Source organism: Sulfolobales archaeon, from assembly GCA_038881635.1.
Classification (GTDB): domain Archaea; phylum Thermoproteota; class Thermoprotei_A; order Sulfolobales; family AG1; genus WYEN01.
The window spans coordinates 275,900-292,177 of the sequence record JAVZPJ010000001.1; the positions used below are offsets into that span (position 1 = coordinate 275,900).

Here is a 16,278-nt window from a genome sequence, read left to right on the forward strand (position 1 = left end):
GAATTCTAATACTTTCTAGCCAGCCTAGCTATAGTTCTCGCAGGCCTACCGCATATAATACACTTAAGATCTCCTACATCAACTTCTTCCAAAGGAGTTCCGAGAAGATCTACGCCATGCCATGTTTCAGAGAGTTTATGACCGCAAGAATTGGAGCCGCACCAAGGAACCTCTATGATTCCTCCATCTTCCTTCAAGATCTTTTCGACATCCTCCATATTATTTGCTCTTCTCACTCTAGACCTAAACTCACTCCAAGATCTCCTTTTCATCTCTTCCTTCATTTCTCCGAAGACTTCTCTAATTCTTTTCAGGATCTCATCTCTTCTAATAGTCTCACGCTTCATAAGATCTCTTCTGAGTATTGTGACGGTTTCACTTTTAATCTCTCTAGGCCCGATCTCTATTCTCACGGGAACGCCTTTTATCTCGTATTTATAGAACTTCTCAAAAGGTTTACTCTCTCTATCAAGATCTGCCAAAGCTCTTATACCGTTCTCTCTAAGCTCTTCCTCGATTGATTTCGCATGATTCCATACCAGATCCGTCTCACTCTCGCTAGAGGTTGAGGGTATGGGTATTATTATAACCTGTATAGGTGCGAAATCAGGAGGTAGTATGAGACCTCTCTCATCTCCGTGGATTGCTATCAGAGATGCTACAACTCTATCTGAGACACCATAACTAGTCTGCCATCCATAGTCCATAGAGCCATCCCTGAGATGTATCCTGACCTCGAAAACTCTAGTGAATGTCTGGCCTAGATGATGTACCGTGCCTATCTGGAGAGCTCTTCCATCAGGCATTAAAGTGTCGAATGCTATCGTATATATAGCTCCGGCAAACTTATCCCATTCAGGTCTCTTAGAGATCACATAGGGTATGCCTAGCTCATCAAAAAATCTTTTATAGATCTCTATAGCCTCTGCAACCTGTCTATCAGCATCTTCAAAACTCTCATGAAGTGTATGAGCTTCTTTAAATGTTGTCACCTCCCTTAATCTGATCATAGGTCTTGTAGCTTTGGTCTCGTATCTGAACATACTGACTATTTGATAGAGTTTCTTAGGAAGATCTCTATAGCTATGATACCATAGAGACTCCATATATGTTATAGGAATCTCACTAGTAGGTCTTAAAGCTAGTTTTACATCAAGAGGCTCCATACCTCCATGGGTAACCCAGTAGACTTGGTCTTCGAATCCTCTTATATGCTCGCTCTCTTTCTTCATCATATCTTCTGTGATCAGTAGAGGGAAAAGAACCTCCTCATGTCCTGTTGAGTTAAGAAGATCTCTGAGAAGCTTCAATACTAATTCTCTGATCTTAAAACCATAAGGCCTCCAAACACCCATCCCCTTTATAGGATATCTTCCATAATCATACACCTCAGCCGCATCTAGAACCCAGTCAAACCACTCACTAAAGTGATCTCCATACTTTGTAGGAGGCTTCTCTATTGTAACCCCCACAAATGAGTTAGAATGCTAGAGCTAAAAAAGAAAAGAAATCAGAAAAACTCGTAGAGGATGTAAGATTCGCTAGCCTCCTAAGAGTATTAGTAGGATAGATACTATAAGCCCATAAATTCCTAGTCCCTCTGCTAGAACTATTATAAGAAATACCCTTCCAAACAGCTCCGGCTTTTCAGCCATTGCCGAGAAACCAGAAGCGCCAGCGATTCCTATTGCAAGTCCTGCTCCAATAGCAGCTAATCCTATTGCAAGTCCTGCTCCAATGAACTTACCTAATCTATCTATTCCTGAGGGTGCTGCTGCTTGAAATGCTACTCCTCCTCCTGAGATCATGAGTGAGGATATTATTATGCCTATGAATACTATTATGAGTGCTGCGAATATTAGGCTTGCCGTCACAGCATCAAACTGCATTCTAGTCTGAGCTTTTAAAGCCAATTACTTATTCACCTTCCACTATATATGTCTTTTATCTCTTTTAAAGCTCTCTCTCTGTATTCTCTTAGATTCTCTACTCTTTTCTTTCTATACTTATCTATGATCTTGATCAGCTCTTCAATGTATCTTCTCTCGTATTCTTCTCTTTTTCTCTCAAAAGATTCAATAAGATCTCTGAACAAATTATCTCCCACTCCTTGTAAGCATTTTTGATTTCATAATCTTAAGCCTTATAAATTCTTCTCGAGATCTTTCTTCTAATGCTAGTCTGATCTTCTTTATTATACTCTGATATGTTGGGATTATATAGTAATCTAGAGAATTTATAAGTTTCTGTGTGTTTCTAAGCTCTTGGATCAATCTATTTATAGATGCCTCCAGCTCACTTAATTTCACTAGATCTATGATCATGCTTCTAAGTTTTTTAGAGAGAAGATCTATATTAGGGGTTGCAAAAAGAAAACTAGGATAAGTCTCTGGAATACTCTTCTCCTCAACCTCAATTATAGGAAGTCTTATACCAAATGCTACTCTCTCCCCCACCACCAAGCTGAAGCTCTTTGGAGTACTCTCTCCGATAGAATTTAAGGTCATGAATCCTGTTTCAGCCATGGTTAGGAAGTACTGCTCATAGAGTAATGAGAGTTCGTTGAAAACCTTCTTCCTAAGTTCTGTATATCTCTCTATGGAAACTCTTATATTGAGAAGTAGAACTTCTCTCTTATCCTCAAGGATCTTTCTCACTCTGTTAATTATAGAAAGACTTCGTCTTAAAGTGATTAGATTTATCTTCGTAGGAAGTGTTTGTCTAGGGTCTACAGCCATTCTCTCTTCAACTCGAAAAAGTGTTGGTTCTATACTTAGGATGATACTTCTTTATATTGCTTTCTTTAATATTAGTGAGCTCAGATTCAGGAAGTATAGAGAGAACATCCCATGCTATGTCTAGAGTTTCCTCAATACTTCTATTCTCGTAGAAACCTTGTGAGAGAAATCTTCTTTCGAAAGCTTCTGCAAATCTTAGATACCTTCTATCAGTCTCGCTCAAGCTCTCCTCGCCAACTATAACAACAAGACTTCTCAGCTCCTGAGCTCTTGCATAAGCTGCATATAGTTGATCCTTAACTTCCGAATGATCTTCTCTAGTCTTCCCAGGACCTATACCTTCTTTCATAAGTCTTGATAGACTCATGAGAACATTTATAGGCGGGTATATACCTCTGTTGTAAAGTCCTCTATCAAGCACGATCTGACCTTCAGTTATATAACCTGTAAGATCTGGGATGGGGTGTGTGATGTCGTCGGCAGGCATTGTAAGTATAGGCATCTGAGTTATAGATCCTTTCTTACCGTGAACTCTTCCAGCTCTCTCATATATAGATGCAAGATCTGAGTACATATAACCTGGGTAGCCTTGCCTACCTGGAACCTCCTCTCTCGCAGAGCTTATCTCTCGAAGAGATTCACAATAGTTGCTCATATCATTTAATATGACTAGCACGTGCATATCTCTTTCGAAGGCTAGATACTCAGCCAGCGTGAGAGCTACTCTAGGCGTTATAAGTCTTATCATCGCAGGCTCATTGGCTAGATTGATAAACATAGCAGTCTTCTTAATGGCGCCTGTCTCTTCGAAGAACCTCCTAAAGAAGAGAGCTTCATCATATTTAACACCTATAGCAGCGAATACTACTGCGAATTCTTCTCCCTCTCTTCTCACAGTAGCCTGTCTAGCTATCTGTGCTGCTAGAGTGTTATGAGGAAGCCCTCCTCCACTAAATATAGGAAGCTTCTGACCTCTCACCAACGTATTCATACCGTCTATTGCTGATACTCCTGTTTGTATGAAGTCTTCTGGATAAGCTCTCGCAGATGGATTTAAAGGTTCACCGTTTACATCTCTTCTATCCTCAGCTATAATCTCAGGACCTCCATCAATAGGTCTGCCTAATCCATCGAAGATTCTTCCAAGCATTTCTTCAGAGACAGGCATCTCCATTGTTTTTCCTAGAAATCTAACTCTAGTACCTCTAGGACTGATCCCCATAGTACCTTCGAAAACCTGGATAACGGCGTATCCTAAACCAACTTCTAGAACTCTTCCACTGCGTTTCTCGCCATTAGGCAGCTCTATAGAGACTAACTCATCGTATGCTACATCTGTTGTTTTCTCTACTATTAGTAGGGGTCCTCTTATCTCTCTTATAGTCTCATATTCTCTCAGCACATGTGTCATCTAGATGCACCTCTCAATTCTTCAAATGCTTTCAAAAGTCTTCTCTCTAGTTCGTCTAGCTTGTCAAGTCTCTCATTTTCTACGGTGAATCTAGCCTTCACCATCTCAGTAATAATACTCTGAATCTTATCCTTTATAGATCTCACACTATAGCCCGATTCTACAAGAGCTTTCGCGTTCTCGTAGAATACTATGAGGAGCTTCATAAGTTTAAATTGTTTAGCAGGGCTGGAGAAAGCATCTATAGGATCGTATGCGTTTTGCCTTAGAAAACCATCTTTAATCATTCTAGCAACCTCAACTATAAGCTTATCTGATTCAGGAAGATTCTCAGAACCTACTAGTCTTATGACCTCGCGTAACTCATTCTCTCTTAGCAAGATATTCATAATCTGATCTCTAATAGATCTCCATGAAGGATCTACCTCTTTAGCCCACCATTCGCTGACAAGATCCGTGTATGCCGAATAGCTTGTGATCCAGTTAATAGCTGGATAATGTCTTGAGTATGCTAGAGAAGCATCTAAAGCCCAGAAAACCCTTATAAATCTTCTTGTATGGGTTGTCACAGGCTCTGTAAAATCTCCACCAGGTGGAGATACAGCACCTATTATTGTTACAGAACCCGTTCTCTCAGGTCTTCCAAGAGCTATCACTCTCCCAGCTCTCTCGTAGAACTCTGCAATCCTACTCTGCAGATAGCTTGGATAGCCTTCTTCCGCGGGCATTTCTTCTAATCTTCCAGAGATCTCTCTCAATGCCTCAGCCCATCTACTAGTCGAATCTGCTACTAGAAGAACATCGTATCCTAGATCTCTATAGTACTCTCCTATGGTCACGCCAACATATATGCTAGCTTCACGAGCTGATACAGGCATGTTGCTCGTGTTTGCTATGAGGATTGTTCTCTCCATAAGAGGTCTTCCTGTCCATGGATCTTTTGTTTGCGGGAATCTTTCAAGTACCTCAGTCATCTCATTACCTCTCTCTCCACATCCTATATAGATAACAACTCTTGCATCACTCCACATAGCTAGGCTATGAAGTGTCACGGTATTATGATATATTGATGGCATGAATCCTCCTACGAAATTATGTGTTCCTGGCACTGTTATGTCATATACAATCCAATCACCTTCTATAATCTCTATATCAACCACAGGATCTACGTCAACCACCTTGAATACTTCGGCGAGATTCTCGATCTCTTTAGATTCCTCTTTTAAAACTCTCTTAAGCAAGAGAACCTGCTCTCCTTCGTTTGCAGACGCAACATACGTAGCTATATTATCTGATCTCTCTGTTATTCTTAGGAATACTTCCTCGGGTATGGAAAGATATTTAAGAGGTATTTTTCTGGTGATCTCGTTTTTAAATTCTTCAATTTCTGATCTTAGGATTCCTACATATTTGTCATACGATAAAACTCCTCTACTAAGAGGATCTTTCGAAAGAATCTTTTCAGAGAAGAGTATTAGATCATATGGTTTCTCAATTACTATAAGATAGATCTTTTTCTCAGGATCTTGAATTATCTCCTCGAATCTATAACCTATACCTATCCTAGTGAGAATATATGAGAGTCTATCTCTAGAAGTCTTAGAAAAGCTCATTAAATAGATCCTGCTATTCCTATAGTACCCTAGCACTCTGAAGTATCCTGCCAGGAAGTATTCGAGAGCGTTGTCACTGGATCTCATTATTATAGATGGTATCTTTCTTTTACTTATCTCATTAGCTGTAATCCCTATTCTATTCATGAGATCTATGAGAACTCTAGAACTAATGTTAATCATCATGATCCTCCTACCTAAATGATCTTTAAGCTTACTAGCACTGATCCATCTTATACTCCTAGGTCTTGGATCGAATACTCTATCTATGAGATCTAGTAGAGATCTTTGATCCAATAGATCTGCAGGTAGCTGTATGCTTAAAACATCCTTACCCTCTATACTTCTAATAATACCACCGGCAGCTATCAAGCCTAATACGTATGCAAAATCTCCCTCGATCTCTTTAGGTATCGAGATATTATGTCTATCGCCTTTACGAGAGATTTTCTCAGGATGAGGTGGTTTCAATCTCGCCATCTTATATACCTTCTCAACAACATGTAGCGGGGGATTTAGAAATCCCTCCACCATAAGTAGGAATCTTCTAGGATCTACACCTATCTCTAGTGCTATCTGAGTTAGCGTGAGATTTCTCTCTCTAGAAATCTTCTGAGCTAGTCTAGAAAACTCTTCCACGATCTTACGATCCCTCACAACAGCTTCTGGAATATACTTGTAGAGATTCAAGCTAGCCCTAGTTTCTAGAGTTATCTTCCGAGGCACTGTAATTAGATCACCTTTTCTGATGCTTATAGCTGGAACCTCTACGAAGCCTTTCTCGGGATCGAATACTAGTAGTTTATGAGCTGGGGTAACCTCGAATACTCTTCCTCTACCCGTTCTAATTCTCACAATTCTATCACTTCTACCTCTATACACGTGACTTACAGGCATTCTAACGAAATTTCTTCCATTAAAACTATACACAGAGATCTCTTGCTGATAAACCTCGTAGATCTCTTCATCAACACTTGTATCAGGATCTCCTCCCTTTACCCTTTTAAATATTCTCTCTATAGGAACAAGTCTTCCACTCCCCAGAAGCACAGGAGTTCCTGGAAGCAGGCATTTACCGGTTCCAAAAGCACCTGGAATAGCTCCTGTTCCTCCTTTTGCTATTGGAAATAGAGTATCTATTATCCTCATGCCAGTGATCAGAGGTAGTACAGGATCTAACTTAGTTTTATAAGGTCTCGAAACTCTTGCAGGCCATCTTGTGAGCATTCTGACACTATATTTTTCTCCATCCCTCTCTAGAAAGGCTATGGGTTCCTCCACGCTATAGCTGCCCTCGGGATTTAGCTCTATTAGTCTACCTCTCATATTAGGGGGTATTATTATAGGATGCTTGATTAAGGGTGTCTCATCTACGTATCCTATTACATCTCCGGGTTCTAAAAACTCTCCTACCCTTAAATCCTCCTTAGGAATGAACTTGTACTTGACATCCCTAGGTAGAGAAGGAAGTTTCACACCTCTTTTCACGAAAATAGATCCTGTCTTTTCAATGATTCTTGAAAGAGGTCTCTGAACTCCGTCAAAGATCTGACCTATAAGACCGGGACCTAGCTCTACAGACAGAGGAGATCCTGTAGCGTATACAGGATCTCCAGGTCTGAGTCCTGATGTGGATTCGTATACCTGTATATAAGATCTATCTCCACTAATTCTTATGATCTCTCCAATTAATCTTGATTCGCCTACTTCTGCAACCTCATACATCTGAGGTGATGGTATGCCTTCTGCAACTACCAAGCTACCGCTAACTCTTATAATTCTGCCGATCCTCTCCATAAGCTACTCAGCTCCAAAAAGGGTTTTGCTAATAACTATTTTAAGTTCTTGCTCTACAGAGTCTATGAGAGTATCAATATCATATCTATATACGATCTCTCTGCCAGCACTATAAGTTCTAAAACCTTTTCTGATATCATTAGAAGCTTTCACATCTATATTATATCTCTTTATCAGATTTTCCTCTCCAAGTATTTCACTGATCAGCTCAACCCCTACAGGATCTGTTTCTATGATAATACTCTCTTTCTCTCTAAACTCTCTTAGAACGCTTACCAAGTATATTCTTAGAAATTTTTTATATAGATTCTTGTCCTGATTGAAAAGATTTATTATATCCTCTCTAGCTCTTCTATAGAGGCTCTCAATAGCTTTGCTTCTACTCTCTCCAATATTATTTTTGAGCTCTATTTCAAGTTTTGATCTCTTGCTCTCGATATCATACTCTATGCTTCTCAATCTCTCCTCGAAATCTCTTCTTATATCTGATGAGATTCTTTTAATTCTTTCAGTGAATATTTTCTTCAGATCTTTCTCTAAGCTTTCGTATTTTTCTTCGATTCTCTTAACAGCTTTATCGATGGTGTACTCTATGACTTTAGAAAGATCTCCATACAACTCCCATTTAGACACAAGGATCACCCTATTCCTAATGCTTTTCTTAGAACAGCTGATGCATCATACTCCTCGGTCTCACTCCATCTACTAGGGATCACTGTTATTATAGGCCATTTCTTGGTCATAGAAACCCTCTCAATATAATCTTTTATTAGATCTGCGAGATCCTTAGTTATGTATATTATAGCATAATCTCCTGAATCTATATAAGCTTGAACGATCTCTCTAATTCTCTTAGGATCTCTATCATCGACTACAATACCTTTAATACCTATTAGATTAAACATATTCACAGTATATCTATCTCCTATCACTAGCACTTTTCCTCTCTCCATAACTTCAGACTCCACGGTATTATTAGTATGTCCAGATTAAAATTCTTATAGATCACTAAGAATCATATAAAGCATGAGAGATCCAGGCCTAAACTTTATTAGGCTTTCATCAAATATATACCAACATGTTGATATGATATGAGTAAGTATATATTCATCACAGGCGGTGTTCTGAGTAGTCTTGGAAAGGGTGTTCTCACAGCCTCGGTATCTCATCTTCTCTCGAGAATGGGTTATAATGTTACGGCTGTGAAGATAGATCCTTATCTTAACGTTGATGCAGGAACTATGAATCCCTATGCACATGGAGAAGTTTTCGTAACTGAGGATGGTGGTGAAACAGATCTGGATCTAGGACATTACGAAAGATTCCTGGGAAGATCTCTTTCCAAAGATAATAACATAACAGCCGGCAAGATATATCAGTCTATAATTGAGAAAGAAAGACGAGGAGACTATCTAGGTGAGACAGTTCAGATAATACCTCACGTGACCAACGAGATTAAAGAAAAGATCAGAGAGATCGGGAGGAGTCAGGGAAGCGATATAGTAGTTATAGAAGTAGGTGGTACTGTAGGAGATATAGAAGGACTTCCATTCCTTGAAGCTGCTAGACAGATGAGACTAGATGAAGGTGTTTCAAACACTCTATATATACATGTAGCTCTAACACCTTATCATAGAGTCGTAGGAGAGGTCAAGACAAAACCTCTTCAGCATTCTGTTCAAGAGCTTAGAAGGATCGGTATTCAACCAGATGTTATTATAGTTAGAAGCGAGTATCCTATAGACACGAGTATTATAAAGAAGATCTCGCTCTTCACAAATGTACCTCCAGACTATATTTTTAACGATTATGATCTCTCAACAGTATACGAACTACCGTTAATACTCTACTCACAAGGATTTCTAAGAAAGATATCAGAGAAACTAGCTCTAGAATATAGAGAACCTCAACTTGATGACTGGATATCTTTCGTAGAGAGAATTAAGAATCCTAAGAAGAAAATTAGTATCTACATGATAGGTAAGTATACCAAGGTCAGAGATAGCTATGTAAGCATTATAGAGGCTTTAAAACATGCTTCTGCAGAGTATATGGTAGAACCAGATATCAAATGGATCGAGGCAACAGATCTGGAGAGTGGGAAGATCCAGTTCGAATACAATGAAAAAGCAGGATACCTAATACTCCCAGGATTCGGTAGGAGAGGTGCTGAAGGTAAGATAAAAGCTCTGAAGATCATTAGAGAGAATGAAGGTATAGCTCTAGGTATATGCTTCGGGCTTCAGCTAATGGCTGTTGAAATAGCCAGAAACATGGCTGGCCTTGATAAAGCTAACTCAACGGAAATAGATCCTTCAACACCTCATCCAATAGTAGATCTTCTTGAGGAGCAGAAGAGGATAGATAGACTTGGAGGAACTATGAGACTTGGTGCCAGCCTCAGTAGACTTGTTAAAGGTAGCAAGGTGTATGAGTTATATGGCTCCGAGATCATATATGAAAGACATAGACATAGATATGAGATAAACCCACGCTATCTAGATCATCTTGAGAAGAACGGGTTCGTGGTTTCAGGCTATAATGAGAGAGGATATGTAGATTTTATGGAGATGAAAGACTATAGATTCTTCATAGGAACCCAGGCACATCCAGAGTTCAAGAGCAGACCTCTCAACCCCTCACCATTATTCCTAGGTTTTGTGAGAGAGATCTTTAGAATAACCTAATCTTATATATTTCTACGATGTCAAAACAATTAGTGGGTTTAAATGCTCGGAAGAAGTGGTAGTCCGAAGATTCAAATAGCCTTAGATCTTATAGATAGAAATCTTCTCATTGAAATGGCTTTGTACGCCTATAGAAGAGGTGTTGATATCATTGAGATCGGAACACCAGCTATAAAGAGATTTGGCACGGGAATCATAGGCGAGATTAGAAGAGCCATAGGCGATGATGGCTTCATACTAGCAGATATGAAGATCGCTGACACCTCAAGACTTGAGATAGGATTAGCAGCTGATGAGGGTGCTGATGCCGTCACAATCATGGGTGTAGCATATGATGAAGTTATCTCAGAGGCTGCTAAGTCTGGAAGAGATTATAACGTAGAGGTGTGGTGTGATCTAATATATGTGGAGAGGTATGTAGAGAGAGCTCTTAGAGTGAAAGAACTAGGTCTAGACACGGTAATACTTCACGTGGGAGTTGATATCCAGAGGAAGAGAGGAGTTACAGCAGAGATTCTCGGAAGTGAGGTTGAGAAGATCTCTAGAGAAGGATTGCGAGTAGCTGTTGCAGGAGGATTAGATCCTGTCAAAGCAAGAGGTTTAATCTCTAGAGGAGCTTCTATAGTGATCATTGGAGGATGGATTACTCAAAGTGTTAATTGGAGAGAGAGAATTGATGAGGCCGTAAAGATTATCAAAGGCTAGCCAGGGTATGAAGCAACATGAATAGCATTGAAGCTGTGTGCGAGAACCTTTCTAGCAAAATTCGAGAGATATACCTGAGAAAATGCCTCAGATATGAAGAGTTAGATGTGGTAGACATAGAATCCTTATGTCGCGAGAATATAGTGAGTGGCTTGAGAAAAAGAATACTAGAGGAGATCTCGGGTAGAATAGCAGAGATGCATAGTTTATGCTCTAAAGCTTACATAGAATTGGAAGGAGATCTCTTTCAAATCGAGAGGTGGAGCGGTTTTGAAAGAATCTACATATTATCTAGAGAAGTTAATGAGATTCTCAGTAGTAAACTAGGGATCTACAGAGATCTTGTTAGGAGAGTCTCTTATTCAAACATCATCATAACCATCCTCGCACTAGTGATTCTGATTCTTTCTGTCTACCCTAGTGCTATCCTGATATTCCTATCATCAATATACTCTTTAATCCTTTTAACTCCTATATTATATTCTCAGAAGAATCCTCAGGCATCATATCTGATTCTAGGGCTACTCCTGTCTACAGGCTTCTATATACTCTATATAGCTGGTGCGGAGTATATAATCTTAGTTAGCTATGGTTTTCTAGTACTTTCAAGCATATATCTCTCTATAGTAGTGAGGAATATGCTTAATAGAATCTAGATCTTAGATCTTGATAGTTATAAATCTGTATTATACGGGTATTTAAATACCTCATTATAAGTAGAGCTTCAATGCCATCGAGGCGTGAATTTTCGACTGTTTTTCTTCAAATTAATTAGCTTCTCTAGATGAATAACTTGGAGGATGATATTATGTCCACTCCCAAGGGTTGGGCTCGGAAATTTCTCTATATAGATCTTGATAGGAGAGAGAGTAAGAGTATAGATCTCGATGGAGAAACTCTTATAAATTATGTTGGTGGCCGCGGCCTTGCAGCTAAACTTCTATGGGATTTTAACCCTATTGGTGTGGATCCTTACGCTCCCGATAATCATTTGATCCTCTCGGTAGGACCTCTTACCGCAATGCCTCTACCGAGTTCTGGTAAGATGGTTATTGCATCTAAGTCACCTCTTACGCATGGATATGGAGATGGTAATATTGGAACAAGAGCAGCTGTTGAGATGAGGAGACTAGGCTATGATGCAATAGTTATTAGAGGTAGATCTCAGAAACCTGTTGTCTTATACATATCATGTGGAGGTGTAGAATTCTCCGACGCAGAAGATCTATGGGGTCTTAATACAAGCGATACTGAGAAAAGACTTTCAGAGAAATTTGGAAAGAACGTGGGTATTCTATCCATAGGACCAGCTGGAGAGAATCTAGTTAGATTCGCAACAGTCATAAGTGAATTTGGAAGATCTGCTGGAAGACCTGGTATGGGTGCTGTAATGGGTTCTAAGAAGATCAAAGCGATAGTTTTAAAGGGATGTAGAGATCCTGAGGTTAGCGATAGAAAAGAACTTGTTAAGATCGGTATGGATGCTTATAATGCTGTAAAAACATCCTCAGGATATGGATTCTGGATGAGACAAGGTACCAACATGACCGTTGAATGGGCTCAGATGAATTCTGTTCTCCCAGCATATAACTTCAGAGAGGGAGTATTCGAATTCTACTCGGGGATCGATGGTTACATGCTTGAAAGCATGAGAATCCATCAGAAAGGATGTCCCATGTGTAATATGCCTTGTGGTCATGTTGTGAAGTATGTGACAGATATAGCATCCGGAGAGGCTGAGCTTGATTATGAGAATGTAGCTATGCTAGGATCTAATCTAGGTATTTCACCTCTAAACAGAGTTTCAAGATTGAATTATCTGGCAGATACCTTGGGTATGGATACCATATCACTCGGATCCGTAATAGGTTTTGCTATGGAGGTCTCAGAGAAGAAATTAATTAAGGAGAAGATCGAGTGGGGAGATTATAAGACTGCTGTAAAACTTGCTGAGGACATAGCTTTTAGAAGAGAATTAGGAGATATTCTAGCTGAAGGTGTTAAAAAAGCTTCCGAGATTATAGGAGGCGGATCTGGCGATTATGCTATGCATGTTAAAGGTCTCGAAATATCAGCCTATGATTGTCACGCTGCAGAGGGTATGGCTCTAGCTTATGGAACATCACCTATAGGAGCTCATCATAAGGATGCGTGGTTTATAACTCTAGATGTTAAAATGGGAAGACTCACATACTCGCCTGAGAAAGTTGAGAGGCTAGTATGGATGCAGAATATAAGAGGAGGACTTTTTGAATCTATTACAACCTGTAGATTTCCATGGGTTGAGCTGGGAATAGATCTAGAGTTCTACCCAAGACTTTTGAAAGCATCAACAGGAATCGATTTTACATGGGATTCAATCCACGAGCTAGGAAATAGAATATACTCGCTTATAAGAAGCTTTTGGATCAGAGAGTATGTAGCGGAAGGTCGAGGATGGAGCTTTGAAATGGATATACCTCCTAAGAGATGGTTTAAAGAACCTCTTACAAAAGGACCTCTAGCGGGATCTAGACTAGATCTAGATAGATATATAGAGCTTCTGAAGCATTACTACAGGTTGAGAGGTTGGAATAGTAATGGAATTCCTCTGAAAAACACTCTGGAAAAGTTGAAAATTGGTTTTGTAGCAGATGATCTGAGGAAAATTGGAGTTGTGGTATAGAAAGCTAGTATCAGGAGATCCTAATAGGATTTATAAGGAAATATATTTCCTTATGCTCTCAGAAGGTATAACCCCTATCTTGCCAGAAAGTATTGACACAAGATCCTCCACATCATATCTTTTCACAATTGTAAAAGCCCATGACATTGAATAAGAGTATGGGTAGGATAGGAATGCTGAATTAGCTCTATTTCTCAAACTTCTTCTAAGATAAGATCTTATGTTTATGATTGTGCTATACATGTCATGAGATATGAGTTGCGGAGGGTATACTCTTCTTAGGATAGATAGAAGTCTGGTCTCATCAGAGGATAGAAGCTCCTCGATAACCTCTATTCCTAAACGACAGGAGTAGGAGGATATAACTCTACTGATAAACCCGCTAAATCTCTCCTGAAGACCTCTTAATATTACTCTGCTCACTAGATTAAGTATAGAAAGCTCTATCTCCTGACACAACATTTCAGAGATTTCCGGATAATCTGTTAAGAGTTCTGCGAGAAGTTCGAGTCCTGCGAGATCTGATGCCATCACTATGGCAGGTTCTTGTGGGATTATCTTTGATATATCTTTATAGTAGTATGATATTCTGCCAAAACCTCTTCTATCAAGATCCTCTAAAGCTTTAGAGAGACTTATCTCTTCTCTAAGATATTCTTCAAATACTTTCTGAAGATCTATGGGAGCTATCTCTATAGCTCTTCTAAGAGCATCGTAATCTCTTCTTGCGAGAATCTGTAGTAATGAAGATAGTATCTTTATAGAGATCAGATTCTCAGATGCGCTGAATATTCGATATAGATCATAACTATACCTACCAAGCCTATTAAATAGATCATGAAGATATGTATTTAGAGAGAGTTCAAATAAAAGTATGTTTCTAGGCTCTACGTTCTTCGCATACTGATAATAGCTCGTCTCTTTGAGAACTTCGAAGAATTCTTCGGGTGATTCTGTTTGGATAAGATCCTGAATCTCTCTATCTTTAAGACATGTAGAGTATAAGGTTCTCAATTTTGGAAGAATATAGAGTACATCTGGAGATAGACTCAGTATATGACACCTCTATTCCCGCTTAAGACCATATATCTCTAGAAATCTATCTACAGCTCTTACCACTGCTATGCTACCTTTCTCTGAAAGTTTCTTCTCTATGATCTCGAGTTCTCTTGAGAGTTTCTCTTCATATTCTCTCTTTATCTTCTCTATCTCTTTTGATGCTCTCTCTCTAGCATCTCTAAGCATTATCTCAGCATCTTTTCTGAGTTCTTCTTCGAATCTTTTCAGAAGTTCTGAGATTTCTTTTTCAATATCTTCCTTATCTTTATCAGATCTCTCTATTTCTTCGCTTATCTTCTTCTCTATCTCTTCAACTACAGATAGTATTCTCTTAACGTATGATTCCCTCACTTAAATCTCCTTATAAAACTATCTCTCACCCTTTAAAATCTTTCTAGCACATACTATGTATCCTGTATGTCCTATCATTCTGGTGGATGGTCTTACAGATTCTTTTTTAATCTCGTATCTTCTTTCGAGAATCTCATGTGCAGAGATATCAATCCATTTCTCTTCAGATAAGAGAGAATCGATAAGTTTGTTCAACTGATTTATTGTAGGTATGAAGAAAACCACCGGAGCACTCTCTCTAAGAGCTGTATACACGCTCTCTGTAACCCTCCAGGGATCTGGAAGATCTATTAGAGCTCCATCGAGATCTTTTTCATCAACTCCTTCTGCGATATCTCTGATCTTGATTTCTACATATGGATCAAGACCTAGTTTTCTTAGATTCTCAATAGCTATCTGAGCTAGATCCTCTCTAATTTCATATCCATAGATCTTCCCATTGGGAGCAACAGATCTCGCTAGAAAAGCTGTTGCAACACCGGATCCCACACCTGCTTCGAGAAATCTTTTTCCTGGAGATACGTCAAGCTTTAAAAGAATCAATCCAAGGTCTTTGGGGTAAAGCACCTGGGTAGGTCTTTTAAAGATCTTATAGACTAGATCTTCTAAAGTAGGTTTTAGAATATATGCTCTAAATCCTACAGAGGTTTCTACAGCCGAACCATAGATCCTTCCAATAATATTTCTATGATCTATGTAACCTCGATCGCTGCCAAATCTAGCCTGGCTAGAAGTTTTGAGAACATACTTTCTTCTCTGATCTATGTAGAGAAGAATGAGATCACCTTCATTCACAAATTTCTCACTATCAGGATTCAGAACTGGTGTCAATCTTCATCTCTCAGCAATACCAACCCTCATCATCTATAAAAATATTAGGAAGCTGCAGGTATGTAGATCTTGATTCTTCTATTTGCAGAGTACAGTCTTATAATATTCTCGCTCTCCATATATCTCAGAAGCTGTCTAGCTATGGAGTATGAAACTCCCATCTTCTCCTTAATAGTATAGGGTGTGATCACCTTGAGATCTTTAATTTCTTTCTTAGCTCTTTCAATGATCTCTTCATTTAGAACACTTGCTCCCTTCCTTGATTCTTCCTTCTTAGAAGGTTTTTCCTTCTCCTTTTTAGCAGTCTCCATAGTTTTTTTCTGTCTCTTCTCCATAGCTGATATAGGTTTCTTACCTTTAGTTCCCATACTACTCCCTATAATGACTTGTTTAGTGGAGGATAAAATAGCTTTGCATGAAA

General features: G+C 39.1%; 16 protein-coding genes and 1 pseudogene. 4 read left to right on the plus strand and 13 right to left on the minus strand.

What is annotated here, in order from left to right; genetic code table 11:
* Window positions 1–5 precede the first annotated feature (5 nt).
* The 9 genes and pseudogenes from proS to QXS89_01510 form a co-directional block, all read right to left on the minus strand.
* On the minus strand, window positions 6–1,460 hold the full coding sequence (gene proS, locus QXS89_01470; protein ID MEM3830854.1) for a proline--tRNA ligase: 1,455 nt from the start codon (window positions 1,458–1,460) through the stop codon (window positions 6–8).
* Between the two features lie 81 nt (window positions 1,461–1,541).
* A complete protein-coding gene (locus QXS89_01475) occupies window positions 1,542–1,913 on the minus strand; it encodes a V-type ATP synthase subunit K (protein ID MEM3830855.1) in 372 nt (123 codons plus the stop codon).
* Window positions 1,914–1,921: 8 nt separating this feature from the next.
* Window positions 1,922–2,095 (minus strand): hypothetical protein, encoded by a 174-nt coding sequence (locus QXS89_01480; GenBank protein MEM3830856.1) that lies wholly within the window; start codon window positions 2,093–2,095, stop codon window positions 1,922–1,924.
* 1 nt (window position 2,096) lies between these two features.
* The gene (locus QXS89_01485; protein ID MEM3830857.1) at window positions 2,097–2,738 is read right to left on the minus strand and encodes a V-type ATP synthase subunit D; all 642 of its coding nucleotides are present in this window, start codon (window positions 2,736–2,738) and stop codon (window positions 2,097–2,099) included.
* Window positions 2,739–2,745: 7 nt separating this feature from the next.
* Window positions 2,746–4,149 carry a V-type ATP synthase subunit B gene (locus QXS89_01490; protein ID MEM3830858.1) on the minus strand — a complete coding sequence of 468 codons (1,404 nt, stop codon included), beginning with the start codon at window positions 4,147–4,149 and terminating at the stop codon, window positions 2,746–2,748.
* The gene (locus QXS89_01495; protein ID MEM3830859.1) at window positions 4,146–6,911 is read right to left on the minus strand and encodes a V-type ATP synthase subunit A; all 2,766 of its coding nucleotides are present in this window, start codon (window positions 6,909–6,911) and stop codon (window positions 4,146–4,148) included. Before QXS89_01495 ends, QXS89_01490 begins: the two co-directional genes overlap by 4 nt.
* A gap of 39 nt (window positions 6,912–6,950) precedes the next feature.
* Window positions 6,951–7,559: pseudogene (locus QXS89_01500) on the minus strand (V-type ATP synthase subunit A).
* A 3-nt stretch (window positions 7,560–7,562) separates the two neighbouring features.
* A complete protein-coding gene (locus QXS89_01505; GenBank protein ID MEM3830860.1) occupies window positions 7,563–8,192 on the minus strand; it encodes a hypothetical protein in 630 nt (209 codons plus the stop codon).
* A 5-nt stretch (window positions 8,193–8,197) separates the two neighbouring features.
* Window positions 8,198–8,512, minus strand: coding sequence for a V-type ATP synthase subunit F (locus QXS89_01510; protein ID MEM3830861.1), 315 nt, complete (start codon window positions 8,510–8,512; stop codon window positions 8,198–8,200).
* Window positions 8,513–8,650: 138 nt separating this feature from the next.
* On the opposite strand from QXS89_01510, the gene QXS89_01515 reads away from it, so the two are divergent.
* The 4 genes from QXS89_01515 (at window position 8,651) to QXS89_01530 (ending at window position 13,616) form a co-directional block, all read left to right on the plus strand.
* Window positions 8,651–10,246 (plus strand): CTP synthase, encoded by a 1,596-nt coding sequence (locus QXS89_01515; GenBank protein ID MEM3830862.1) that lies wholly within the window; start codon window positions 8,651–8,653, stop codon window positions 10,244–10,246.
* A 42-nt stretch (window positions 10,247–10,288) separates the two neighbouring features.
* Complete coding sequence (locus tag QXS89_01520; protein MEM3830863.1) at window positions 10,289–10,951, plus strand: orotidine 5'-phosphate decarboxylase / HUMPS family protein; 663 nt, start codon at window positions 10,289–10,291, stop codon at window positions 10,949–10,951.
* Between the two features lie 17 nt (window positions 10,952–10,968).
* Window positions 10,969–11,607: a hypothetical protein gene (locus QXS89_01525; GenBank protein ID MEM3830864.1), complete on the plus strand. Its 639-nt coding sequence runs from the start codon at window positions 10,969–10,971 to the stop codon at window positions 11,605–11,607.
* Between the two features lie 137 nt (window positions 11,608–11,744).
* Window positions 11,745–13,616 (plus strand): aldehyde ferredoxin oxidoreductase family protein, encoded by a 1,872-nt coding sequence (locus tag QXS89_01530; GenBank protein MEM3830865.1) that lies wholly within the window; start codon window positions 11,745–11,747, stop codon window positions 13,614–13,616.
* 30 nt (window positions 13,617–13,646) lie between these two features.
* On the opposite strand, the gene QXS89_01535 is transcribed toward QXS89_01530, so the two are convergent.
* From QXS89_01535 to QXS89_01550, 4 genes are read right to left on the minus strand one after another with little or no spacing between them, the layout of a single operon-like run.
* Entirely contained in the window at window positions 13,647–14,630 is a 984-nt protein-coding gene (locus tag QXS89_01535) for a V-type ATPase subunit (protein MEM3830866.1), read from the minus strand.
* 51 nt (window positions 14,631–14,681) lie between these two features.
* The gene (locus tag QXS89_01540) at window positions 14,682–15,026 is read right to left on the minus strand and encodes a hypothetical protein (GenBank protein MEM3830867.1); all 345 of its coding nucleotides are present in this window, start codon (window positions 15,024–15,026) and stop codon (window positions 14,682–14,684) included.
* Window positions 15,027–15,044: 18 nt separating this feature from the next.
* The gene (locus tag QXS89_01545) at window positions 15,045–15,857 is read right to left on the minus strand and encodes a tRNA (adenine-N1)-methyltransferase (GenBank protein MEM3830868.1); all 813 of its coding nucleotides are present in this window, start codon (window positions 15,855–15,857) and stop codon (window positions 15,045–15,047) included.
* A gap of 44 nt (window positions 15,858–15,901) precedes the next feature.
* Entirely contained in the window at window positions 15,902–16,225 is a 324-nt protein-coding gene (locus QXS89_01550) for a 30S ribosomal protein S25e (protein MEM3830869.1), read from the minus strand.
* Window positions 16,226–16,278 lie beyond the last annotated feature (53 nt).